Genomic DNA, 18,471 nt, shown 5'->3' with positions numbered 1-18,471 from the left:
TCGCATGGTCAAGCTCGACATCATGTCCGACCCGATTTGCCCGTGGTGCTACATCGGCAAAGCCAATCTGGACCGTGCGTTGGCGCAACGCCCGGATCATCCGTTTGTCATCACCTGGCATCCGTTTCAGCTCAACCCTGACATGCCTGCAGGTGGAATAGACCGACGCGAATACCTTGAGGCAAAATTCGGCGGGCAGGACGGCGCGGTGCAGGCCTATGCACCAGTTGTGGAACATGCCGAAAAGGCCGGAGTGACGATCAATCTTGAAGCGATCAAACGCACACCAAACACGCTGGATGCCCATCGGGTGATCCATTGGGCGGGGATCGAACAACGCCAGACCGAAGTGGTGGATGCGCTGTTTCAGGCCTATTTCGTGGATGGCCGCGATATTGGTGACGTCGATGTCCTGGCCGACATCGCCGACAGCGCAGGTCTGGACGCAAGCGTGATCCTGCGTCTGCTCAAGACCGAGGAAGACCGCCGCGAAATCGTTGACCGCGATGCGGCGGCGCGCGGAATGGGCATCACCTCGGTGCCGACCTTCATTGTCGCCAACCAGCATGCGGTCCCCGGCGCTCAGCCAACTGAGCTTTGGCTGAAAGTGATGGACGACATCGCGGAGGGAGCCGCGCAGACCGCATGATCGACGGGTTTCGCGTTATCACGATCCTGGCAACGCTGGGCACCGTTATTGCAAGCGGAACGGTGTTTTTTCGCTGGGCCGAGGGGTGGAGCTGGCTGGATTCCTATTTCTTCACCGTCATCACCCTGTCCACCGTGGGGTATGGCAGCCTTGTTCCAGAAACGGCCATCGGCAAGATCGGAACCACGGTGTTCATTGTCGTGGGCCTGGGTGTGTTTGCCGTGGCCATCCAGCAATTCGGCGCGTTTGCGATGCGCAAGCGTGAAGAACATGTCGAATGGCTGGTGGCCCGCTTGGGCGACTCGCACAAGGCGGCCAACGAAGATACCGACCCGTCGAAAGACAGCACCGACCGCACGTGACGCCAAACTGTCGGTTGTCCCTATTCCCTGCAGATCAGGGATGTTAGGGCTGCGCTGACCCTTTCAGGAGCCATTATGCCCCACGCCATGCCGCGCAACGAATTCATTGCCTTGATGGCAATGCTTGCGGCAACCGTTGCGTTGTCGATCGACGCTATGCTGCCCGCGTTGCCTGCAATCGGGGCCGAATTGTCGCCGGGCGATCTCAACCGTGCGCAATTGATCATCACCAGCTTTGTGCTTGGCATGGGCGTCGGCACCTTTTTCACCGGTCCATTATCCGACACGTTCGGCCGCAAACCCGTGATGCTGGGGGGGGCGGCTGTTTATATGGTCGGCGCGATCTGGGCGGCGCAAGCCAGCAGCATCGAAGGTGTTCTGGCTGCACGCGTTTTGCAGGGTCTTGGGGCGGCGGGTCCCCGTGTCGTCGCAATGGCGGTGACACGCGATCTGCATTCGGGACGCGAGATGGCGCGGATCGTGTCCTTTATCATGATCGTGTTCACCATCGTTCCGGCAATTGCCCCGTTGCTGGGCGCATGGTTGATTGCGTGGTCAAGCTGGCGCGCGGTGTTTTACATGTTCGTCGTCTTCTCGGCGCTGACCGCGATTTGGCTCGCCACGCGGCTTCCGGAAACGCTTGCACCGGAAAACCGGCGTCCGTTCCAATTTCAACCGCTCAAACACGCGCTCATCGAAGTGCTGAGCCACCCTATCGTGCGGATTTCCGTTTTGGTGCAATGTGTTGGCATGGGGATGCTGTTTTCGGTGCTGTCCAGCACCCAGCAGATCTTTGATATCACTTTTGGCCGCGCAGATAGCTTTCCCTACTGGTTCGGCGGAATCGCGGTGGCCGCGGCAAGCTCCGGCTTTCTGAACGCGGCCTTGGTCACGCGCCTTGGCATGCGGTTCATGGTGACCACCATGTTCATGGCGCAGGTGGTGATCTCTGCTGTGATGGTCGGCGTGATCCTTCTTTACGGTGTCGGCCAGATCGGCGCATCGCTCTATTTTGCGGTGTTTATTTTCTGGCAATTCTCGCTGTTTTTTCAGGCAGGTATGACCATCGGCAATCTCAACGCCATCGCGCAAGAACCGATGGGCCACATCGCCGGAACCGCCGCCAGCGTCATCGCCGCCGTCTCGACCGTGGTGGCAGCCCTGCTTGCGATCCCGGTTGGGCTTTTGTTCAACGGCACACCGTTGCCATTGGCTGTGGCCATCCTGATCGAGGCATTGGCAGCCATTGCGTTAATGCGCATGATGGCCAAACGGGATGTCGGGGCACCCACACCCGCCGCATAATTCGACCCAAAGGGACCAAAGCATGTCGAAGATCAAAGTTGATAATCCGATTGTCGAAATGGACGGCGATGAAATGACCCGGATCATCTGGGATTTCATCAAGAAAAAGCTGATCCTGCCCTATCTGGATATCGAACTGCTCTACTACGATCTGGGGATCGAAGAACGCGACCGCACCAATGACCAGATCACCATTGATGCAGCCGAAAAGACCAAAGAGGTCGGCGTCGCCGTCAAATGCGCCACCATCACACCGGATGAAGCGCGGGTCGAAGAGTTTGGCCTCAAGGAAATGTGGCGCAGCCCCAACGGCACGATCCGCAATATCCTGGGTGGTGTGATTTTTCGGCAGCCGATCATCTGCCGCAACGTGCCGCGTCTTGTGCCGGGATGGACGCAGCCCATCGTGGTGGGCCGTCACGCCTTCGGCGACCAGTACAAGGCGACCGATTTCAAGTTTCCGGGTGCCGGCAAACTGACCATGAAGTTCGAAGGTGAAGACGGCACGGTGATCGAACGCGAGGTGTTCGACGCACCAGACGCGGGCGTCTTCATGTCGATGTATAACCTTGACGCCTCGATCCGCGATTTTGCGCGTGCGTCGTTCAATTACGGTCTCAACATCGGCTGGCCGGTGTACTTGTCCACAAAAAATACCATTCTGAAACAATATGATGGCCGGTTTCTTGAAATCTTTCAGGAAATCTTCGACGCCGAATTCAAGGATCAGTTCGACGCCAAGGGCATCGAATACCAACACCGCCTGATCGACGACATGGTCGCCTGTGCGATGAAATGGAACGGCGGGTTCGTCTGGGCGTGCAAGAACTATGATGGCGACGTGCAATCCGACACTGTGGCGCAGGGTTTCGGGTCTTTGGGCATGATGTCGTCCCAACTGATGACCCCCGATGGCAAGATCGTCGAATCCGAAGCCGCCCACGGCACCGTGACGCGCCATTACCGTCAGCATCAGGCCGGTGAACAGACCTCCACCAACTCCATCGCATCCATCTACGCGTGGACCGGGGCGTTGAAACACCGGGCCAAGCTGGACGAAAACATCAGCCTGCGCGCCTTTGCCGAAACGCTGGAACGGGTGATCGTTGAAACGGTGGAAGCCGGGTTCATGACCAAGGATCTCGCGCTGTTGGTTGGTCCCGAACAAAGCTGGCTGACCACCATGGGCTTCCTTGAAAAGCTGGATGAGCGTCTGAATGCGGCGCTGACGGGGTAACCCATGCTGCGCAACCTGCTGATCTGCCTTGTCTGTCTTTGCGCCCTGCCCGTTTTGGCGCAGACCTATCCCGACTACACCCGCACCACGATCACCGATCTGGCGGATCTGTTGTCAGACGCCGAGGAAGACGCGCTGCATGCGCGTCTGACAGGCGTCCGGCAGGACACGGGCATCGAATTCGCGGTGCTCACCCTACCCTCGCAACAGCCCTATGCGCCAGAAACCAGCATGGAGGCCTTCGCCACCGGGCTGTTCAATCACTGGGGCATCGGCGATGCGAGCCGCAACGACGGTATTCTTGTCCTGATCCTGAAAGAGGATCGCGCCATGCGGATCGAGCTGGGTGCGGGCTATGGCCGCGACTGGGATCGCGTTGCGGCCGAGGTGATCAACCGATCGTTCCTGCCCGCATTCAGCAATGATAACTATTCGCAGGGGATCACAACCGGTGTGGAGGATGTCCTCACCTCCATCGCGCTTCCGTTTTCATCCGGCGCTGACGCGCCGTCGGCGGGCATTCCCACCGACATCATCTTCGTCGTCATCGCGTTATTGGGCGCAGGCCTGATCGTCGGACGCCGGTGGTTTGGCGACGTGCTGACCAAACTGCGCCGCTGCCCGAACTGTGGCCGACGCACCCTCAGCCGCAAACGCAACGTACTCACCAAAGCCACGCGCGCGGTCAAAGGTCAGGGCGAGGCGCTGACCCGGTGCAGCGCCTGCAGTTTCCGCAAGCGCGACCTTTACACCATTTCTCCAACGCGCTCCTCCTCTGGCGGAAGCTTTGGTGGGGGGCGCTCTGGTGGCGCTGGCGCATCCGGTCGATGGTAGCGGCCTGACCGGCACGCCGGTCCGTTCAACAGGTCCAACCTGCCGAAAAACGACATCATGTCGTGATTGGCGCAGAAACCACGCCCGACCCGCCGCAGCCTTCCTCTACGGACAGGAGGAGCCCATGCGCCCAGAACGGCCCGCGCTGAACCTGATCTTGCGCACCATCGGCGCAAGACGGGGCCGCGCTGCAAGAGGACGACCCTCAGAGTGACGCCGCAGTCACCCTGAACCGCCCCTTGTTTGAAAGACCTGACCATGACCGAACTGTCCCCCCGCCGCGCCGGAGGCCGGGCTGCCCGCCGCGAAGCGCGTGCAAACCCTCTCGCCGACAGCCTGCGCCCGATCCGCCCGGGCATGTCCGGCGGTCGCTACCGGCCGCTTGCAGACCCGGACCTTGACCGCATCCATGCCGCCGCCCTGACCGCGCTGGAAGAGATCGGGCTGAGCGATGCGCCCGCTTCGGGGATCGACATCCTGACCAAGGCAGGCGCCACGCTGGGCGATGACGGGCGCATCCGTTTTCCACGCGCCCTGGTCGAAGACATGCTGGCGCTGGCGAACCGGTCGGTTACGCTGTGCGGACGTGATGCGGCGCATGATCTCGATCTGTCCGGCACCCGTGTTCACTATGGCACCGCCGGGGCGGCTGTACATCTGGTCGATGTAAGGACCGGGTCCTATCGCGACAGCACTCTGCAGGATCTGCACGATGCCGCCCGCATCGCCGATCAGCTGGACAATATCCATTTCCTGCAACGCCCCATGGTGGCCCGCGATGTCACCGACAATCTGGAAATGGACCTCAATACAATCTATGCTTGCTGTTCGGGCACCACCAAACATGTGGGCACGTCTTTTACCGAACCCGGCTTTGTCCCCCATGCGCTTGAGATGTTGCACATGATGGCAGGCGGCGAAGACGCGTGGCGCGCGCGGCCGTTTGTGTCCAACAGCAACTGTTTTGTTGTGCCGCCGATGAAATTCGCCACCGAATCCTGCGAAGTGATGGAAGCCTGCATTCGCGGCGGCATGCCCGTTCTGCTGCTCAGCGCAGGTCAGGCCGGGGCGACCGCGCCCGCCTCCATCGCCGGGGCCATTGTGCAGGCGACGGCGGAATGTCTGGCCGGACTTGTCTATGTCAACGCAATCGCGCCGGGTCACCCCGCGATCTTTGGCACCTGGCCCTTCGTCTCGGATTTGCGCACCGGCGCGATGTCCGGCGGGTCGGGCGAACAAGCGCTTTTGACCGCCGGATGCGCACAGATGCACCAGTATTACGGGCTGTGCGGCGGTGCCGCCGCTGGCATTGCCGATACCAAGTTGCCCGATATGCAAGCGGGATGGGAACAGATGTGTTCCAATGTCATGGCGGGTCTGTCCGGGTTGAACATGGTGTACGAAGCGGCAGGCATGCATGCCTCCCTGCTTGGGTTTTGTCACGAAAGCCTGATCCTCGGCGATGACCTGATTGGACAGGCGATGCGCTGCGTGCGCGGGATCGAGGTGCGCGAAGATGACCTGAGCCTGGACGTCATGCGCGCCACCTGCCTTGGGGGTCCCGGTCACTATCTGGGCAGCGATGACACGCTCAACCGCATGCAACGGGATTATGTCTACCCGTCCCTGGGCAATCGCGCATCACCCAAGGAATGGGTCGAACAGGGACAGCCGGTGCTGGTCGAAGGCGCAACTGCCCGCAAAGAGGCAATCCTCGCCCACCCGTCCCGTGCCCGGTTTGACGCCGAGACCGACAGAAACCTCCGGGCCCGCTTCAATATTCACCTGACCTGACACCGGTCTGCCTGTCTCTGTTTTGAAAATACCTCGGGGGTTTGGGGGGCTGGCCCCCCATGCGCCCTTGGGGCATGGTCTGCCCAGATCATAAGGACCGCCCCATGCCCTATCTTATTCTGATGCTTGCCGTTCTGGCCGAAACCATCGGCACAACGGCCCTGCAAGCCAGTCAGCAATTCACCAAACCCGCACCCTCGATTATCGTCGTCATTTCCTACGGTGTGGCGTTCTACCTTCTGGCCATCGCATTAAAGACGTTCCCGGTCGGGGTGGCCTATGCGATGTGGTCCGGGTTCGGGATCATCTTCATCTCGATCATCGGCTTCGTGGTGTTCGGTCAAAAGCTTGATCTCGCCGCCATTGCGGGGCTGGCGATGATCATCGGCGGGATCCTGGTCATCAACCTCCTGTCGAACACCGCGACGCATTGAACCGATAATATCTGTGCGCCACTAACAGGGCGCACAGAGCATGCCATGCCAATCGCTTAGAACCGGAAGTTTCCGCGCAGCGACAGGGTGTTGGCGTCCACATCAAGACCGGTATCGTCGAAATCATCGAACCGGTGGGCCAGGAATTCACCACCAACGGTAAACTGCTCGGTCACCTTGTATTCCATCCCCAAACCGCCGACGAGGCCGGTATCATCGCCGATGCTGGTGCCCAGCTGGGCTGCACCCACCGTGCCATAGACCAGCGCCCGGCCCAGATCATAACCGCCGCGCAGCTTGACGCGCAGCACGTCGTCAACGTCGATGTCTCCCAGCGAAATGTCACTCCCGGTCTGGTAATCCAGTTCGCCGCCCACGACGAATTGCCCGAAATCGTAATCGTACCCGCCATGCAGGCCGTAGACCATTTCACTATCGTCCAGATCATCGGCATCGGCCGACAGGTTCCCAAGGCTCAAACCCCCGTAAGCGCCCGTCCAGTCGCCCCCCATCGGGGCCGGCGTCACCGCGATCGGATCTGCGATCACCGGTTCCACCGCCGGCGCGCCTGCGCTGCCGGCAAAAGCTGCGGTCGAGGCAAGCCAGAGGCCCGCCGTGCCAAGCAAGATGCGTTTCATGAGATGTCCTTTCTCTCAGTTGGTCCGCGCAGACAAAACAGGACTGCCCTGCCCGTCATCTGACGCGGTGCACAGCGCAGACATGGCGCGCGGCGGATTGATTTGTGAGACCCTTTGCCAAAGCATCGCAAATCCGGCCAAACCCCGCCCAATCGCGCCTTCGCGATCAGTGCAAACCCGCCGGTGTCCGGTCACACTCTGGTGAGGCCCGGCATGTGGGGTTGTGGCCGGACTGCGGCACACCCACATGGCACGGCTTTTTTGCTGGTGTTCTGGGAACGGGGCTTGTAACCCCCGCGCAACTTCTTCCTGTACGAGATACCCCAATGGACCTTCGCAATATTGCGATCATCGCACACGTTGACCACGGCAAGACAACGCTGGTGGACGAACTGCTCAAGCAATCCGGTGCATTCCGCGCCAATCAGGCTGTGGCCGAACGCGCCATGGACAGCAACGACCTTGAACGCGAACGCGGGATCACGATCTTTGCCAAGCCCACAAGCGTGGAATGGAAAAACACCCGCATCAACATCGTCGACACTCCCGGCCACGCCGATTTCGGCGGTGAGGTCGAACGCATCCTGTCGATGGTGGACGGCGTCGTGCTGCTTGTCGATGCTGCCGAAGGCCCGATGCCGCAGACAAAGTTCGTCACCTCCAAGGCGCTGGCACTTGGCCTGCGCCCCATCGTGGTTCTGAACAAGGTCGACAAGCCCGACGCCGAACCCGACCGCGCGCTGGACGAGTGTTTTGACCTGTTTGCCACCTTGGACGCCAACGAAGATCAGCTCGACTTCCCGCATCTCTACGCCTCTGGCCGATCCGGCTGGGCCGATGCAGAGCTTGACGGCCCGCGCAAGGACCTTGATGCGCTGTTCAACCTGATCGTGAACCACGTTCCTGCCCCCAAGCAGATCGCGCATCAGAACGAAGATTTCAAAATGCTTGCAACGACATTGGGCGCCGACCCGTTTGTCGGCCGCATCCTGACCGGCCGCGTCGAAGCAGGCCGTCTCAAGGTGGGGGCCACCGTGCAGGCGCTCAGCCGCGTGGGCCAGAAGATCGAACAGTTCCGCGTCACCAAGATCCAGGCGTTCCGTGGTCTGGCACAGCAGGACATCGAAGAAGCGCTCGCGGGCGACATCGTCAGCATCGCGGGCATGTCGAAAGCCACCGTGGCCGATACGATCTGCGCGCTGGCGGTGGATGAGCCGCTTGAGGCGCAACCGATTGATCCGCCCACCATCACGGTGACCTTCGGCATCAACGACAGCCCGCTGGCAGGCCGTGACGGCAAGAAGGTGCAGTCCCGCGTCATCCGGGACCGCCTCATGAAAGAGGCCGAAACCAACGTCGCCATCAAGATCGCCGACACACCCGGTGGCGAAGCGTTCGAGGTGTCGGGCCGCGGCGAACTTCAGATGGGTGTCTTGATCGAAAACATGCGCCGCGAAGGGTTCGAATTGTCCATTTCGCGCCCGCAGGTGATCATGAAAGAAATCGACGGCCAGATGATGGAACCCGTCGAAGAAGCCACCATCGACGTGGACGACGAATACTCGGGTGCCGTGATCGAAAAACTGACCGGCGCACGCAAAGGCGAACTGGCCGAAATGCGCCCCGCCGGTGCGGGCAAAACCCGCATCATTGCGCATGTCCCGTCGCGTGGCCTTATTGGCTATCATGGTGAATTCCTGACCGACACGCGCGGCACAGGCGTTCTGAACCGCGTCTTCCACGGCTGGACCCCTCACAAGGGGTCGATTCCGGGCCGTCGGGCCGGTGTGCTGATCTCGATGGAAAACGGCGAAGCTGTCGCCTACGCGCTGTGGAACCTTGAAGATCGCGGCAAGATGATGATCGGTGCGCAAACGCCCGTCTACCAAGGCATGATCATCGGCGAACACAGCCGTGAAAACGACCTTGAGGTGAACCCGCTCAAGGGCAAGAAGCTGACCAACGTGCGGGCCTCCGGCACGGACGAAGCGGTGCGGTTGACAACGCCGGTGATCCTGTCGCTGGAAGAAGCCATCGCCTATATCAACGATGACGAACTGGTGGAGGTCACGCCGAACGCTATTCGTCTGCGCAAGCGCTACCTTGATCCGCATGAACGCAAGCGGATGTCCAAGTCCAGTTAATGCGTTCGCCACAAACCGCGTTATGAGCCTTTGACGATCACAGCATCGCCAAGGGCGACATGACCGGGCGCGATCACTTCGGCACACCACCCACCATGCCCCCGCATCGCGTTGTATCCACCGTGGCCCAATGCCGTTTCCATGCGCGAACACGGTGCGCAAACGGTTGTCATGCGCACAAGCGATGACCCAACGCTCAGCACGGATCCGCGCAATGCGTTAAGGTTCAAACCAGACACGACTATGTTTCTGCGAAAGACCTCTGGAGGAACGGTCTCTCGTCCGATCAATGCCGCGATAACCGGAAGATGCTCTGCTTGAATGAGTGTTACCGCGCGTTTTCCGGGACGTGCGTGATCGCCCTTCAGGCCATCGACCGCCAATCCCGCTTCTGTTACGGGCAACATGTCCGCATGGCGCGCAGACCGCACGCCAAGCCACGCGACGCACCCATCTTGCCAATGGCGCGCCAAAAGGTCTTTGAGTTCAATCACTCAGAGGTTTCGACGATCAACAGTTCTCTTTCGGAAGCATCCCGCGCGTGGTTCAGCGCTTGCTGGTAGTCGGGGCTGTTGTAACAGGCCTCGGCGTCTTCGACCGATGGAAACTTTGCCACCACGTTGCGGGGGCGTTCCTGCCCTTCAAGCTGCACATAGCGTCCGCCCCGGGCAATGAACACACCGCCATGTTTGGCAATCGCAGGCCCGGCCAATTCCGCGTATTTCGCATAGGCCTCGGGGTCCGTCACAGTCACATGAGCAATCCACAGCGCAGGCATGATTATCCTCCCAAAACGGCTTCGGCGGCCTTGATGGCGGCTTCGGCGTTCTCTGACGACGCGCCGCCACCCTGGGCCATATCCGGACGGCCACCGCCCCCCTTGCCGCCCAATTCTGGCACGGCGGCTTTGACAAGATCAACCGCTGAAACGGTGCCTGTCAGATCAGAAGTGACCCCTGCAGCCACGGCGGCTTTGCCGCCGGTATCAGCAATAAGCAACACAGCGCCAGACCCAAGCCGTTGTTTATGCTCGTCAATCAAAGGCGGAAGGTCTTTTCCTGACACCCCGCTCAGGACCTGCGACATGAACTTGATGCCATTGATCTCACGCGCTTCGAACCCGCCACCCTGACCGGCCCCGCCGGCCATGGCAAGTTCGCGGCGTAACTGCGCGACCTCGTTGCTCAACGCCTTGCGCTCGTCCAGCAGCGCCCGCACCCGTGCCGGAACGTCTGCGGCCTGCGCTTTCAGTTCCAGCGCGGTTTCGGCCAGCCGGTGATCCTGTTGCGACAGGTAAGCAAACGCTTCGGCCCCGGTCAGCGCCTCGATCCGGCGCACACCGGCGCTCGACGCGCTGTCGCCCAGGGTGACCATCATGCCGATGTCGCCGGTCCGGGACACATGCGTGCCGCCGCACAATTCCAGCGAATAGGTGTTGCCATTGGTGCCTTTGCCAGACCCGGACTGCGTTCCCATCGACACGACGCGCACTTCATCGCCGTATTTTTCGCCAAACAGCGCCTGCGCCCCAAGCGCGCGCGCATCATCCGGCGTCATGATCCGCGTCTCGACCGGCGCGTTCTGACGGATATAGGCGTTCACTTCGGCTTCCACCGCGCGCAATTCATCCAGCGTCAGGGCTTTGCCATGGCTGAAATCAAACCGCAGCCGATCCGGCGCATTCAGCGACCCGCGCTGCGCGACGTGATCCCCCAACGCGCGCCGCAATGCTTCGTGCAACAGGTGTGTGGCCGAATGGTTCGCCCGAATGGCAGATCGCCGACGGTGATCCACCTCAAGCTGGACCGCTTCGTTCTTGGAATAGGTCCCCGATTTGACCGTCACGTGATGCGCAATCACCTTGCCGCCCGCCATGCGCTGGGTGTCCGTGACTTCGGCGATGTCATCTTCGTTCTCCAGCCGCCGCAACCAGCCGGTATCGCCAACCTGGCCACCGGATTCGCCATAAAACGGCGTCTGGTTCAGAACGACCCATCCCGATTGCCCGTCTTTCAGCGCATCAACGGCTGCACCGTCCTGAACAAGCGCCAGCATCTGACCCTCGGCGCTTTCGGTGTCATAGCCCAGGAAATCCGTCGCGCCATGCGCTTCTGCCAGATCGAACCAGACAGCGGCATCCGCGGCCTCGCCAGAACCGGACCAAGCGGCGCGCGCCTTGGCCTTCTGTTCCGCCATCGCGGCATCAAACCCGTCGGTATCCACGGTGCGGCCCTTTTCGCGCAACGCGTCCTGCGTCAGGTCAAGCGGGAACCCAAAGGTGTCATACAGCTTGAACGCCGCAGCCCCTGGCAACGGCGCATCCGCCGCCAAACCCGCCAGTTCGTCATCCAGCAGCTTCAACCCGCGATCCAGCGTTTGTTTGAAGCGCGTCTCCTCAAGCCGAAGAGTCTCTTCGATCATCGGCTGCGCCTGTCCCAACTCGGGATAGGCGGCCCCCATCTGGCGCACCAGCGCAGGCACCAGCCGGTGCATCATTGGGTCTTTGGCCCCCAACAGATGAGCATGTCGCATCGCGCGCCGCATGATCCGGCGCAGCACGTACCCCCGCCCGTCATTCGACGGCATCACCCCATCGGCGATCAGGAACGACGTCGATCTCAGATGATCGGCAATTACACGATGATGCGTCTTGCCCGGTCCGTCCGGATCAGAGGAACTGATATCCGCAGAGGCTTCGATCAGCGCCCGCATGGTGTCGGTGTCGTAATTGTCGTGGCTGCCCTGCAGCAACGCGCCGATCCGCTCCAGCCCCATGCCGGTGTCGATCGACTGCATGTCGAGCGCCTTCATCGAGCCATCTTCGAACTGTTCGTTCTGCATGAAAACGATGTTCCAGATCTCGATAAACCGGTCACCGTCTTCCTCGGGGCTTCCCGGAGGGCCACCCCAGATATGATCGCCGTGATCGTAGAAAATCTCGGTACAGGGTCCGCACGGGCCGGTTGGCCCCATTTGCCAGAAATTGTCCGATGTCGCGATGCGGATGATCCGATCCTCGGGCACGCCGACCTTTTTCCAGATCTCGAACGCCTCATCATCGGTGTGGTAAATCGTGACATAAAGCCGGTCCGCCGGGATCTCGAAATGCCGCGTGATCAGCTCCCAGGCAAAGGCGATGGCCTCGTCCTTGAAATAATCCCCAAAGCTGAAATTGCCCAGCATTTCAAAAAACGTGTGATGGCGGGCGGTGTAGCCCACATTGTCCAGATCGTTGTGTTTTCCCCCGGCACGGACACATTTCTGCGACGTGGTTGCGCGCGTATACTCCCGCCGTTCGACGCCTGTGAACAGGTTCTTGAACTGAACCATACCCGAATTGGCAAACATCAAGGTCGGGTCATTGCGCGGCACAAGCGGGCTTGATGCGACAACTTCGTGCCCCTGCTTTTCAAAGTAGTTCAGGAAAGTGGAACGGATATCATTCAGCGTGGGCATATTGGACCTGACTTAGCGGGCATTGCGGTTCGCCGTGAAATAGCCCTTGGTCGCAGGGCTGTCCACCGCAGAGACCGGTCCAATATGCAAACAGGGCGGCCCGATGTGCCGCCCTGCCCGATTGCTGTCATTTCTGTGCCAAACCCACCGCCGCAAAGGCGCGCGGTTCAGCGTGCCGGATCAGGATTCGACGATGTCATCATCCTCGGGCGAATTCCGATCCATGTCGAACTCCAGACCATGGGCCGCGCGGATCTTGTCTTCGATCTCAAGCGCGGTTCTGGTGTTTTCGCGCAGGAACGTCTTGGCATTCTCGCGGCCCTGGCCAATGCGTTCATCGCCATAGGAATACCACGCGCCCGATTTTTCCACGACGCCCGCCTTGACGCCCAGGTCAATCAATTCGCCCATTTTCGAGATGCCTTTGCCATACATGATGTCAAACTCGACCTGTTTGAAAGGCGGGGCCACCTTATTCTTGACCACTTTGACACGTGTGGCGTTGCCGACCACCTCGTCGCGATCTTTGATCGCGCCAATACGGCGGATGTCCAAACGCACCGAGCTGTAGAATTTGAGCGCATTGCCGCCGGTGGTGGTTTCCGGGCTGCCAAACATCACACCGATCTTCATGCGAATCTGGTTGATAAAGATCACCATGCAGTTCGACCGTGCAATCGATCCCGTCAGTTTGCGCATCGCCTGGCTCATCAGGCGGGCTTGTACGCCAACGCTGCTGTCGCCCATGTCGCCTTCAAGTTCCGATTTCGGGGTCAAGGCCGCAACCGAATCCACAACGACAAGGTTGACCGCGCCGGACCGCACCAATGTATCGGTGATTTCCAGCGCCTGTTCCCCGGTGTCTGGCTGCGAGATCAGCAACTCTTCCAGATCAACGCCCAGTTTCTTGGCATATTGCGGGTCAAGCGCGTGTTCCGCGTCCACAAAGGCGCAGACGCCGCCGTTTTTCTGTTCTTCGGCCACGCAATGCAGCGTCAGCGTTGTCTTGCCCGAGCTTTCCGGCCCGTAGATCTCAATGATCCGGCCCTTGGGAAGCCCGCCAATGCCAAGCGCAATGTCCAGGCCCAGCGACCCGGTCGATGTTGCCTCGATATCCCGCAGGGCGTTGTCACCGCCCAATTTCATGATCGAACCCTTTCCGAACTGCCGTTCGATCTGGGCCAAGGCCGAATCGAGAGCCTTTTGCTTGTTCGCGTCGCGCTTGCTGTCCATTGTCAGAAGATCTGCCGTTGCCATTGCTTTTGATCCTTATTCCACACCCGCTGCCGGGCGGCAATTGCTGCTTTTGTTCGCCTCTTGTTCTCATTGGTTATGAGATCAAAAGTAGAACATTTCAATCTTTAATTTCACGCCCACTGTTGCGCGTTCTGGTTAAGGAGTGGTTTATGGCGGCACGGATTGAGGGAGGCAGACCGCGATGCTGGTATTTTGGAAGGAACGTTTGGTGCTGCTGTCGGTGCCCAAGACCGGAACCCATGCCTATGCGCAGGCCTTAGGCGAAAGGGCGTCCATGGTGATCTCGGATCCGCCCGAGCTCAAACACGCGCCGCTGTATCGCTATAACCGGTTCTTTCGTCCGATGTTTGATAAGATGGGTGGTGATGATCTTGAACTTGTGGCGGTGATCCGAGAACCGATGGACTGGTTCGGCAGCTGGTATCGGTATCGCCAGCGACCGGCTTTGGATAGTCGACCCGCCTCCACAAAACATGTCAGCTTTGATGCGTTCTTGCAGGGGTGTTGCGAAGACACACCGCCAGCCTATGCAAATGTTGGAAGCCAGGCGAAATTCGTCGAAGCCCGCCCCAATGGCACATCCGTGCAGCATCTTTTCCGGTACGAAAACCAGTCCGGTTTAAGGGCGTTTCTGACCTCACGGCTTGGCTCTCTGCCCGATATCCCGCGCGTGAACGTGTCGCCGCAAGCGGATTTGACCGCGTCGGCGAACACGATGGTGAAACTGCGGGCGGTCAGGCAAGACGACTTCGCCCTTTGGGCATCCTTGCCGGACAGATGACTTGTGCAGTTACTGGGGTGCGCCGGAGGCATATGTTTCAGTCGGTGACAACATCTGTTGGTTCACCACCGATGTCAGTTCTGTCAGTGAAAATGGTTTCGCGATAAAGGCCGAGGCTTCAATGCGCGACCCCTGGGATTTGAACACGTCTTCCGCATAGCCGGACATGAAGACCACCGGAACATCCGGTCGGTCGGCGCGCGCTTTGCGGACCCAGCTTGGGCCATCCAGCCCGGGCATCACCACGTCGGTGACAAACACATCGACCTTGAGGGTTTGGTCCTTCAGAAGATCCAACGCAGTTTCGGCGCAATCGGCCTCGATCACTTTGAACCCGCGATGTTCCAGCGCACGCGAGGCAAACGCGCGCACCGGCGCTTCGTCTTCCACAAGCAAAACCACACCGCCATCAAAGCTCATCGGCACGTCTTCCGCACGCTCCTGAACTTCAGGCACGTCCGCGTCTGGGTCATCGCAGACCGGGAACATCAAGGTAAAGGTGCTGCCTTTGCCCGGAACACTGTCCACAAAGATGAACCCGCCGGTTTGTTTGACGATGCCATACACCGTTGACAGTCCCAGCCCGGTTCCCTCTCCGGTCCGCTTTGTCGTGTAGAACGGCTCGAACACTTTCTCCAGCTTGTCTTGCGGTATGCCGCTGCCTTCGTCCTTAACCCGCACCACGACGTAGGCCCCGGCCGGAACCTTGGCGCGGCCGTTTTGCAGGTCATCCTCCAGCACCTGTTCATCGGTTTCGATCAGGATCGTGCCACCGTCCGCCATCGCGTCGCGTGCATTGACCACGAGGTTCATGATCACCTGCTCAAGCTGACGCTTATCCGCGCGGATTGCTGGCAAAACCGGGTTCTGCCGCAGCTGCAAAGCGACCTTCTCACCAACCAGTCGGTTCAGAAGATGGGTCAAATCCGACAACGTATCCCTGAGATCAAGCTGTTCGGGGCGCAAAGTCTGCTTTCGGGAAAACGCCAGCAATTGCCCCACCAAGGCCGCCGCGCGATTGGCATTCTGGTGGATTTGAATCAAATCGGCGTAATCCGGATCCCCCTGATCATGGCGCAGCAATAACAGGTCACAATGGCCGGATATCGCCGTTAGCAAATTGTTGAAATCATGCGCGACGCCGCCTGCAAGTTGCCCTATGGCCTGCATCTTTTGCCCCTGCACGAACTGCGCCTCAAGGCTTTTGAGTTCGGTGGCGTCATTCAACACGGCAATCAAAAGGCTTTCTCCGCCTTCCACGATGCGCGTCAGGGTGACTTGCACGAACACCTCGCGATCTGCCCGTGTGAGCCGCAGGAATTCTGATCGCCGAAGGCCCTTCCCCGTTGCCGCGTCAGCCAGCCAATCCGGGATTGACCGTCCCAATCCCTCCATCACATCCGAGAGGGTCTGCGATCCCACATCCGCAATGTTCAGCAAGGCACGCGCAGACTTGTTCGCGCGGTCGATTACGCCATCGGGTCGCAACTTCAACAGTGGCACGGGAAGGTCTTCGAACCCCGCATCCCTTGAGCCGGGATCCGTAGGGTGTTCCACCGGGACAAACACCACTTCTTCGCGTCCCAATCCGGCATCATGCCGATTGACTATATAGTCAGATGCGTTTCCGGCCGACCCAACCATATGCGTGCGCCCGGAGATGACCGGCGTATCCGCCACGATGTCGCTTAGCGTCCGCACCCGTCCGCCAGCCAGCGCGCGCGCGGCTTCGTTCATCCACAGAACAGTTCCGCTGCGTCCAATGGTCAATGTGGGATAGTCGACCGATTGTTTGGCGCTCGGGTTGCGATCTTCAAAAAGTTCAAGCCGCCATAGCAGCGCGTCACGTCCGACCTGATGTGCACAGATTCGCATATGTTTGTCGGGCAAAACCACGGTTTCCGAGGCGATTCCCTCGTCCACAGCGGCGCATTGCACGCGGTGAATCAGGCCTGAGGCATCGGCAACATGCGCGCCGATAAGCGTGCGCAGCAACTGCCCCTTGGACGCTTTCAACGTCTTTCCGGCCGCCCGGTTGCGGCGCAGGACGCGCCCGTCCAGATCGGTCAGAAGACAGGCGGCAACATCGTGTTCAACAAGCAAAGCCAGCTTCGCAAACGCTTGTTTTTGTTGTCGCTCACGCCACTTGGAGACCAGCCAGATCCCCAGGAACGCAAGTGAGAAAGCGAAACCGGCCGCAAAGAATCCGGCTTGCACCGTCGCATGTGGCGCAACCACGCCAAGCACAAAGCACAGGCTGGCAAAGATCGCGCACAGGCCAGTTGCGGACCCCAGTTGTCGGGTTACCGGAGCGGATCGGTCGAAATACGTCATTATGACAGTCCTCGGAAGACCATTCCCGCCATCTGACCTCAAGATGATTAAGCGACACTTAAGTCGAACACATCTTTAAGTTGTATTTCGTCTTCAGGAACGCGTCAAGAGCGCCAAAAAGAACCCGTCGCCCCCCTGATCAAGATCGAAACGCTGTTGCAACGTGCATGTCCAACCCGGTGCCCGCTCAAGAAAGGCATCAATTTGATCTTCATTTTCGCTCGGCAGGACCGAACAGGTCGCATAGGCCAGCACACCCTTGGGGCCGACAAGGGTCTGGACGGTGTCGAGAATACTCGCCTGAGTGGCGATCACCGATGTCAGCATCTCGGGCGTCAACCGCCACTTGGCCTCGGGCGCGCGCCGCCACGAACCGCTGCCGGAACATGGCACATCCGCCAGCACCAGATCGTATACCCCTTTCGGCTGAGCTGTCAGAACAACATCCGCGCCCGCACGCGCCGCACGGGTCGGAATATCCGTCATGCGGCTCGGATCATGGTCATGCGCGTCGACCGGACCGTGCAATCGTGCCGCCATCGCAAGGGTTTTGCCACCGCCACCTGCACAATAGTCCAGAATGCGCATGCCTTTGGTTAACGGTAATGCGTCAACAACCGCCTGGCTGGCCACATCCTGCAGTTCCACCTGCCCGGTCAGATAGGCGGTGCTTTGTGACACCCGACGCGGGTTCTCCAGAACTTCCAGCGCGGTGTTTGACAGCGGGTGAGGGCGTGTGGGGATTGATGCATCCGCCAATGCCGCCTGCGCCGTGGCCACATCCGACTTCAACATATTGACCCGCAGGAACACCGATGCCCGATGCCGCAGCGCTTCAGCATGCGCTTTAGCTTTATCGCCCAAAGAGCTGACAAACATGTCATAAAGCCAATCGGGAAGATCACCTGCCTCGGCCCCCTTCGGCGCACACCCAGCGGCACGTTCCTCGGCGGTCAAGGGCGGCATCGCGTAGCCATCACCGGTAAAGACAAGCTCGGGATCGACCCCGATCTGCCGCAACCGACCCAGAACAAGCTGACGCCCCGTGTCGCCGCCGCCAAGCGCCGCAGTACTGCGCCAGCAACGCAGGATATCAAAGACATGATCGCGGATCGCCGCGCGGTCCTTGGATCCGGCAAAGCGCGATTTACGCGCCCAGGTGGTCAGCGCTTTCTCGGCCGGGTCACCCGCCGTGATCTGATCCATGATCTGCGCGGCTGCGGCCCATCGGGCGGCGGGCGTCATG

Annotated in this window: 16 protein-coding genes; 9 read left to right on the top strand and 7 right to left on the bottom strand. The window is 60.0% G+C overall.

Translation table 11 applies throughout. The features are described from left to right. Positions 1 to 4: 4 nt before the first annotated feature. The 7 genes from MWU54_RS00575 (at position 5) to MWU54_RS00545 (ending at position 6,615) form a co-directional block, all read left to right on the top strand. Positions 5 to 649 carry a DsbA family oxidoreductase gene (locus MWU54_RS00575; RefSeq protein WP_247080103.1) on the top strand — a complete coding sequence of 215 codons (645 nt, stop codon included), beginning with the start codon at positions 5 to 7 and terminating at the stop codon, positions 647 to 649. Next, on the top strand, positions 646 to 1,011 hold the full coding sequence (locus tag MWU54_RS00570) for a potassium channel family protein (protein WP_247080102.1): 366 nt from the start codon (positions 646 to 648) through the stop codon (positions 1,009 to 1,011). Before MWU54_RS00575 ends, MWU54_RS00570 begins: the two co-directional genes overlap by 4 nt. Before the next feature lie 75 nt (positions 1,012 to 1,086). After that, positions 1,087 to 2,316 (top strand): multidrug effflux MFS transporter, encoded by a 1,230-nt coding sequence (locus tag MWU54_RS00565; RefSeq protein ID WP_247080101.1) that lies wholly within the window; start codon positions 1,087 to 1,089, stop codon positions 2,314 to 2,316. Between the two features lie 22 nt (positions 2,317 to 2,338). Continuing rightward, positions 2,339 to 3,553, top strand: coding sequence for an NADP-dependent isocitrate dehydrogenase (locus tag MWU54_RS00560; protein ID WP_247080100.1), 1,215 nt, complete (start codon positions 2,339 to 2,341; stop codon positions 3,551 to 3,553). 3 nt (positions 3,554 to 3,556) lie between these two features. Next, a complete protein-coding gene (locus MWU54_RS00555; protein ID WP_247080099.1) occupies positions 3,557 to 4,387 on the top strand; it encodes a TPM domain-containing protein in 831 nt (276 codons plus the stop codon). A 258-nt stretch (positions 4,388 to 4,645) separates the two neighbouring features. After that, entirely contained in the window at positions 4,646 to 6,181 is a 1,536-nt protein-coding gene (locus tag MWU54_RS00550; RefSeq protein ID WP_247080098.1) for a trimethylamine methyltransferase family protein, read from the top strand. Between the two features lie 104 nt (positions 6,182 to 6,285). Then, positions 6,286 to 6,615: an SMR family transporter gene (locus MWU54_RS00545; RefSeq protein ID WP_247080097.1), complete on the top strand. Its 330-nt coding sequence runs from the start codon at positions 6,286 to 6,288 to the stop codon at positions 6,613 to 6,615. A 56-nt stretch (positions 6,616 to 6,671) separates the two neighbouring features. Here MWU54_RS00545 and MWU54_RS00540 read toward each other — a convergent pair whose 3' ends face one another. Continuing rightward, on the bottom strand, positions 6,672 to 7,253 hold the full coding sequence (locus MWU54_RS00540; protein WP_247080096.1) for an outer membrane beta-barrel protein: 582 nt from the start codon (positions 7,251 to 7,253) through the stop codon (positions 6,672 to 6,674). Positions 7,254 to 7,579: 326 nt separating this feature from the next. On the opposite strand from MWU54_RS00540, the gene typA reads away from it, so the two are divergent. After that, positions 7,580 to 9,397, top strand: a complete 1,818-nt coding sequence (gene typA, locus MWU54_RS00535) for a translational GTPase TypA (RefSeq protein WP_247080095.1) — start codon at positions 7,580 to 7,582, stop codon at positions 9,395 to 9,397. A 20-nt stretch (positions 9,398 to 9,417) separates the two neighbouring features. Here the strand turns inward: typA and MWU54_RS00530 are convergent, their stop codons facing one another. The 4 genes from MWU54_RS00530 to recA all read right to left on the bottom strand — a co-directional run bounded on the left by MWU54_RS00530 (position 9,418) and on the right by recA (position 14,110). Continuing rightward, positions 9,418 to 9,804: an MOSC domain-containing protein gene (locus MWU54_RS00530; protein ID WP_247080094.1), complete on the bottom strand. Its 387-nt coding sequence runs from the start codon at positions 9,802 to 9,804 to the stop codon at positions 9,418 to 9,420. A gap of 83 nt (positions 9,805 to 9,887) precedes the next feature. Continuing rightward, positions 9,888 to 10,175 carry a DUF1330 domain-containing protein gene (locus MWU54_RS00525; RefSeq protein WP_247080093.1) on the bottom strand — a complete coding sequence of 96 codons (288 nt, stop codon included), beginning with the start codon at positions 10,173 to 10,175 and terminating at the stop codon, positions 9,888 to 9,890. A 2-nt stretch (positions 10,176 to 10,177) separates the two neighbouring features. Next, complete coding sequence (alaS, locus tag MWU54_RS00520) at positions 10,178 to 12,853, bottom strand: alanine--tRNA ligase (protein ID WP_247080092.1); 2,676 nt, start codon at positions 12,851 to 12,853, stop codon at positions 10,178 to 10,180. A 180-nt stretch (positions 12,854 to 13,033) separates the two neighbouring features. After that, positions 13,034 to 14,110 carry a recombinase RecA gene (gene recA, locus MWU54_RS00515; RefSeq protein WP_281495920.1) on the bottom strand — a complete coding sequence of 359 codons (1,077 nt, stop codon included), beginning with the start codon at positions 14,108 to 14,110 and terminating at the stop codon, positions 13,034 to 13,036. 181 nt (positions 14,111 to 14,291) lie between these two features. On the opposite strand from recA, the gene MWU54_RS00510 reads away from it, so the two are divergent. Next, positions 14,292 to 14,891, top strand: coding sequence for a gamma-glutamyl kinase (locus tag MWU54_RS00510; RefSeq protein WP_247080091.1), 600 nt, complete (start codon positions 14,292 to 14,294; stop codon positions 14,889 to 14,891). Between the two features lie 9 nt (positions 14,892 to 14,900). Here the strand turns inward: MWU54_RS00510 and MWU54_RS00505 are convergent, their stop codons facing one another. Beyond that, the gene (locus MWU54_RS00505; protein ID WP_247080090.1) at positions 14,901 to 17,225 is read right to left on the bottom strand and encodes an ATP-binding protein; all 2,325 of its coding nucleotides are present in this window, start codon (positions 17,223 to 17,225) and stop codon (positions 14,901 to 14,903) included. Positions 17,226 to 17,318: 93 nt separating this feature from the next. Then, positions 17,319 to 18,470, bottom strand: a complete 1,152-nt coding sequence (locus MWU54_RS00500; RefSeq protein WP_247080089.1) for an RsmB/NOP family class I SAM-dependent RNA methyltransferase — start codon at positions 18,468 to 18,470, stop codon at positions 17,319 to 17,321. Position 18,471 lies beyond the last annotated feature (1 nt).

It is taken from the genome of Marivita sp. S6314, from assembly GCF_023015985.1.
Lineage (GTDB): Bacteria > Pseudomonadota > Alphaproteobacteria > Rhodobacterales > Rhodobacteraceae > Marivita.
The sequence above is the reverse complement of the archived record's forward strand: the minus strand, read 5'-3'. Positions and strand labels throughout refer to the sequence as shown.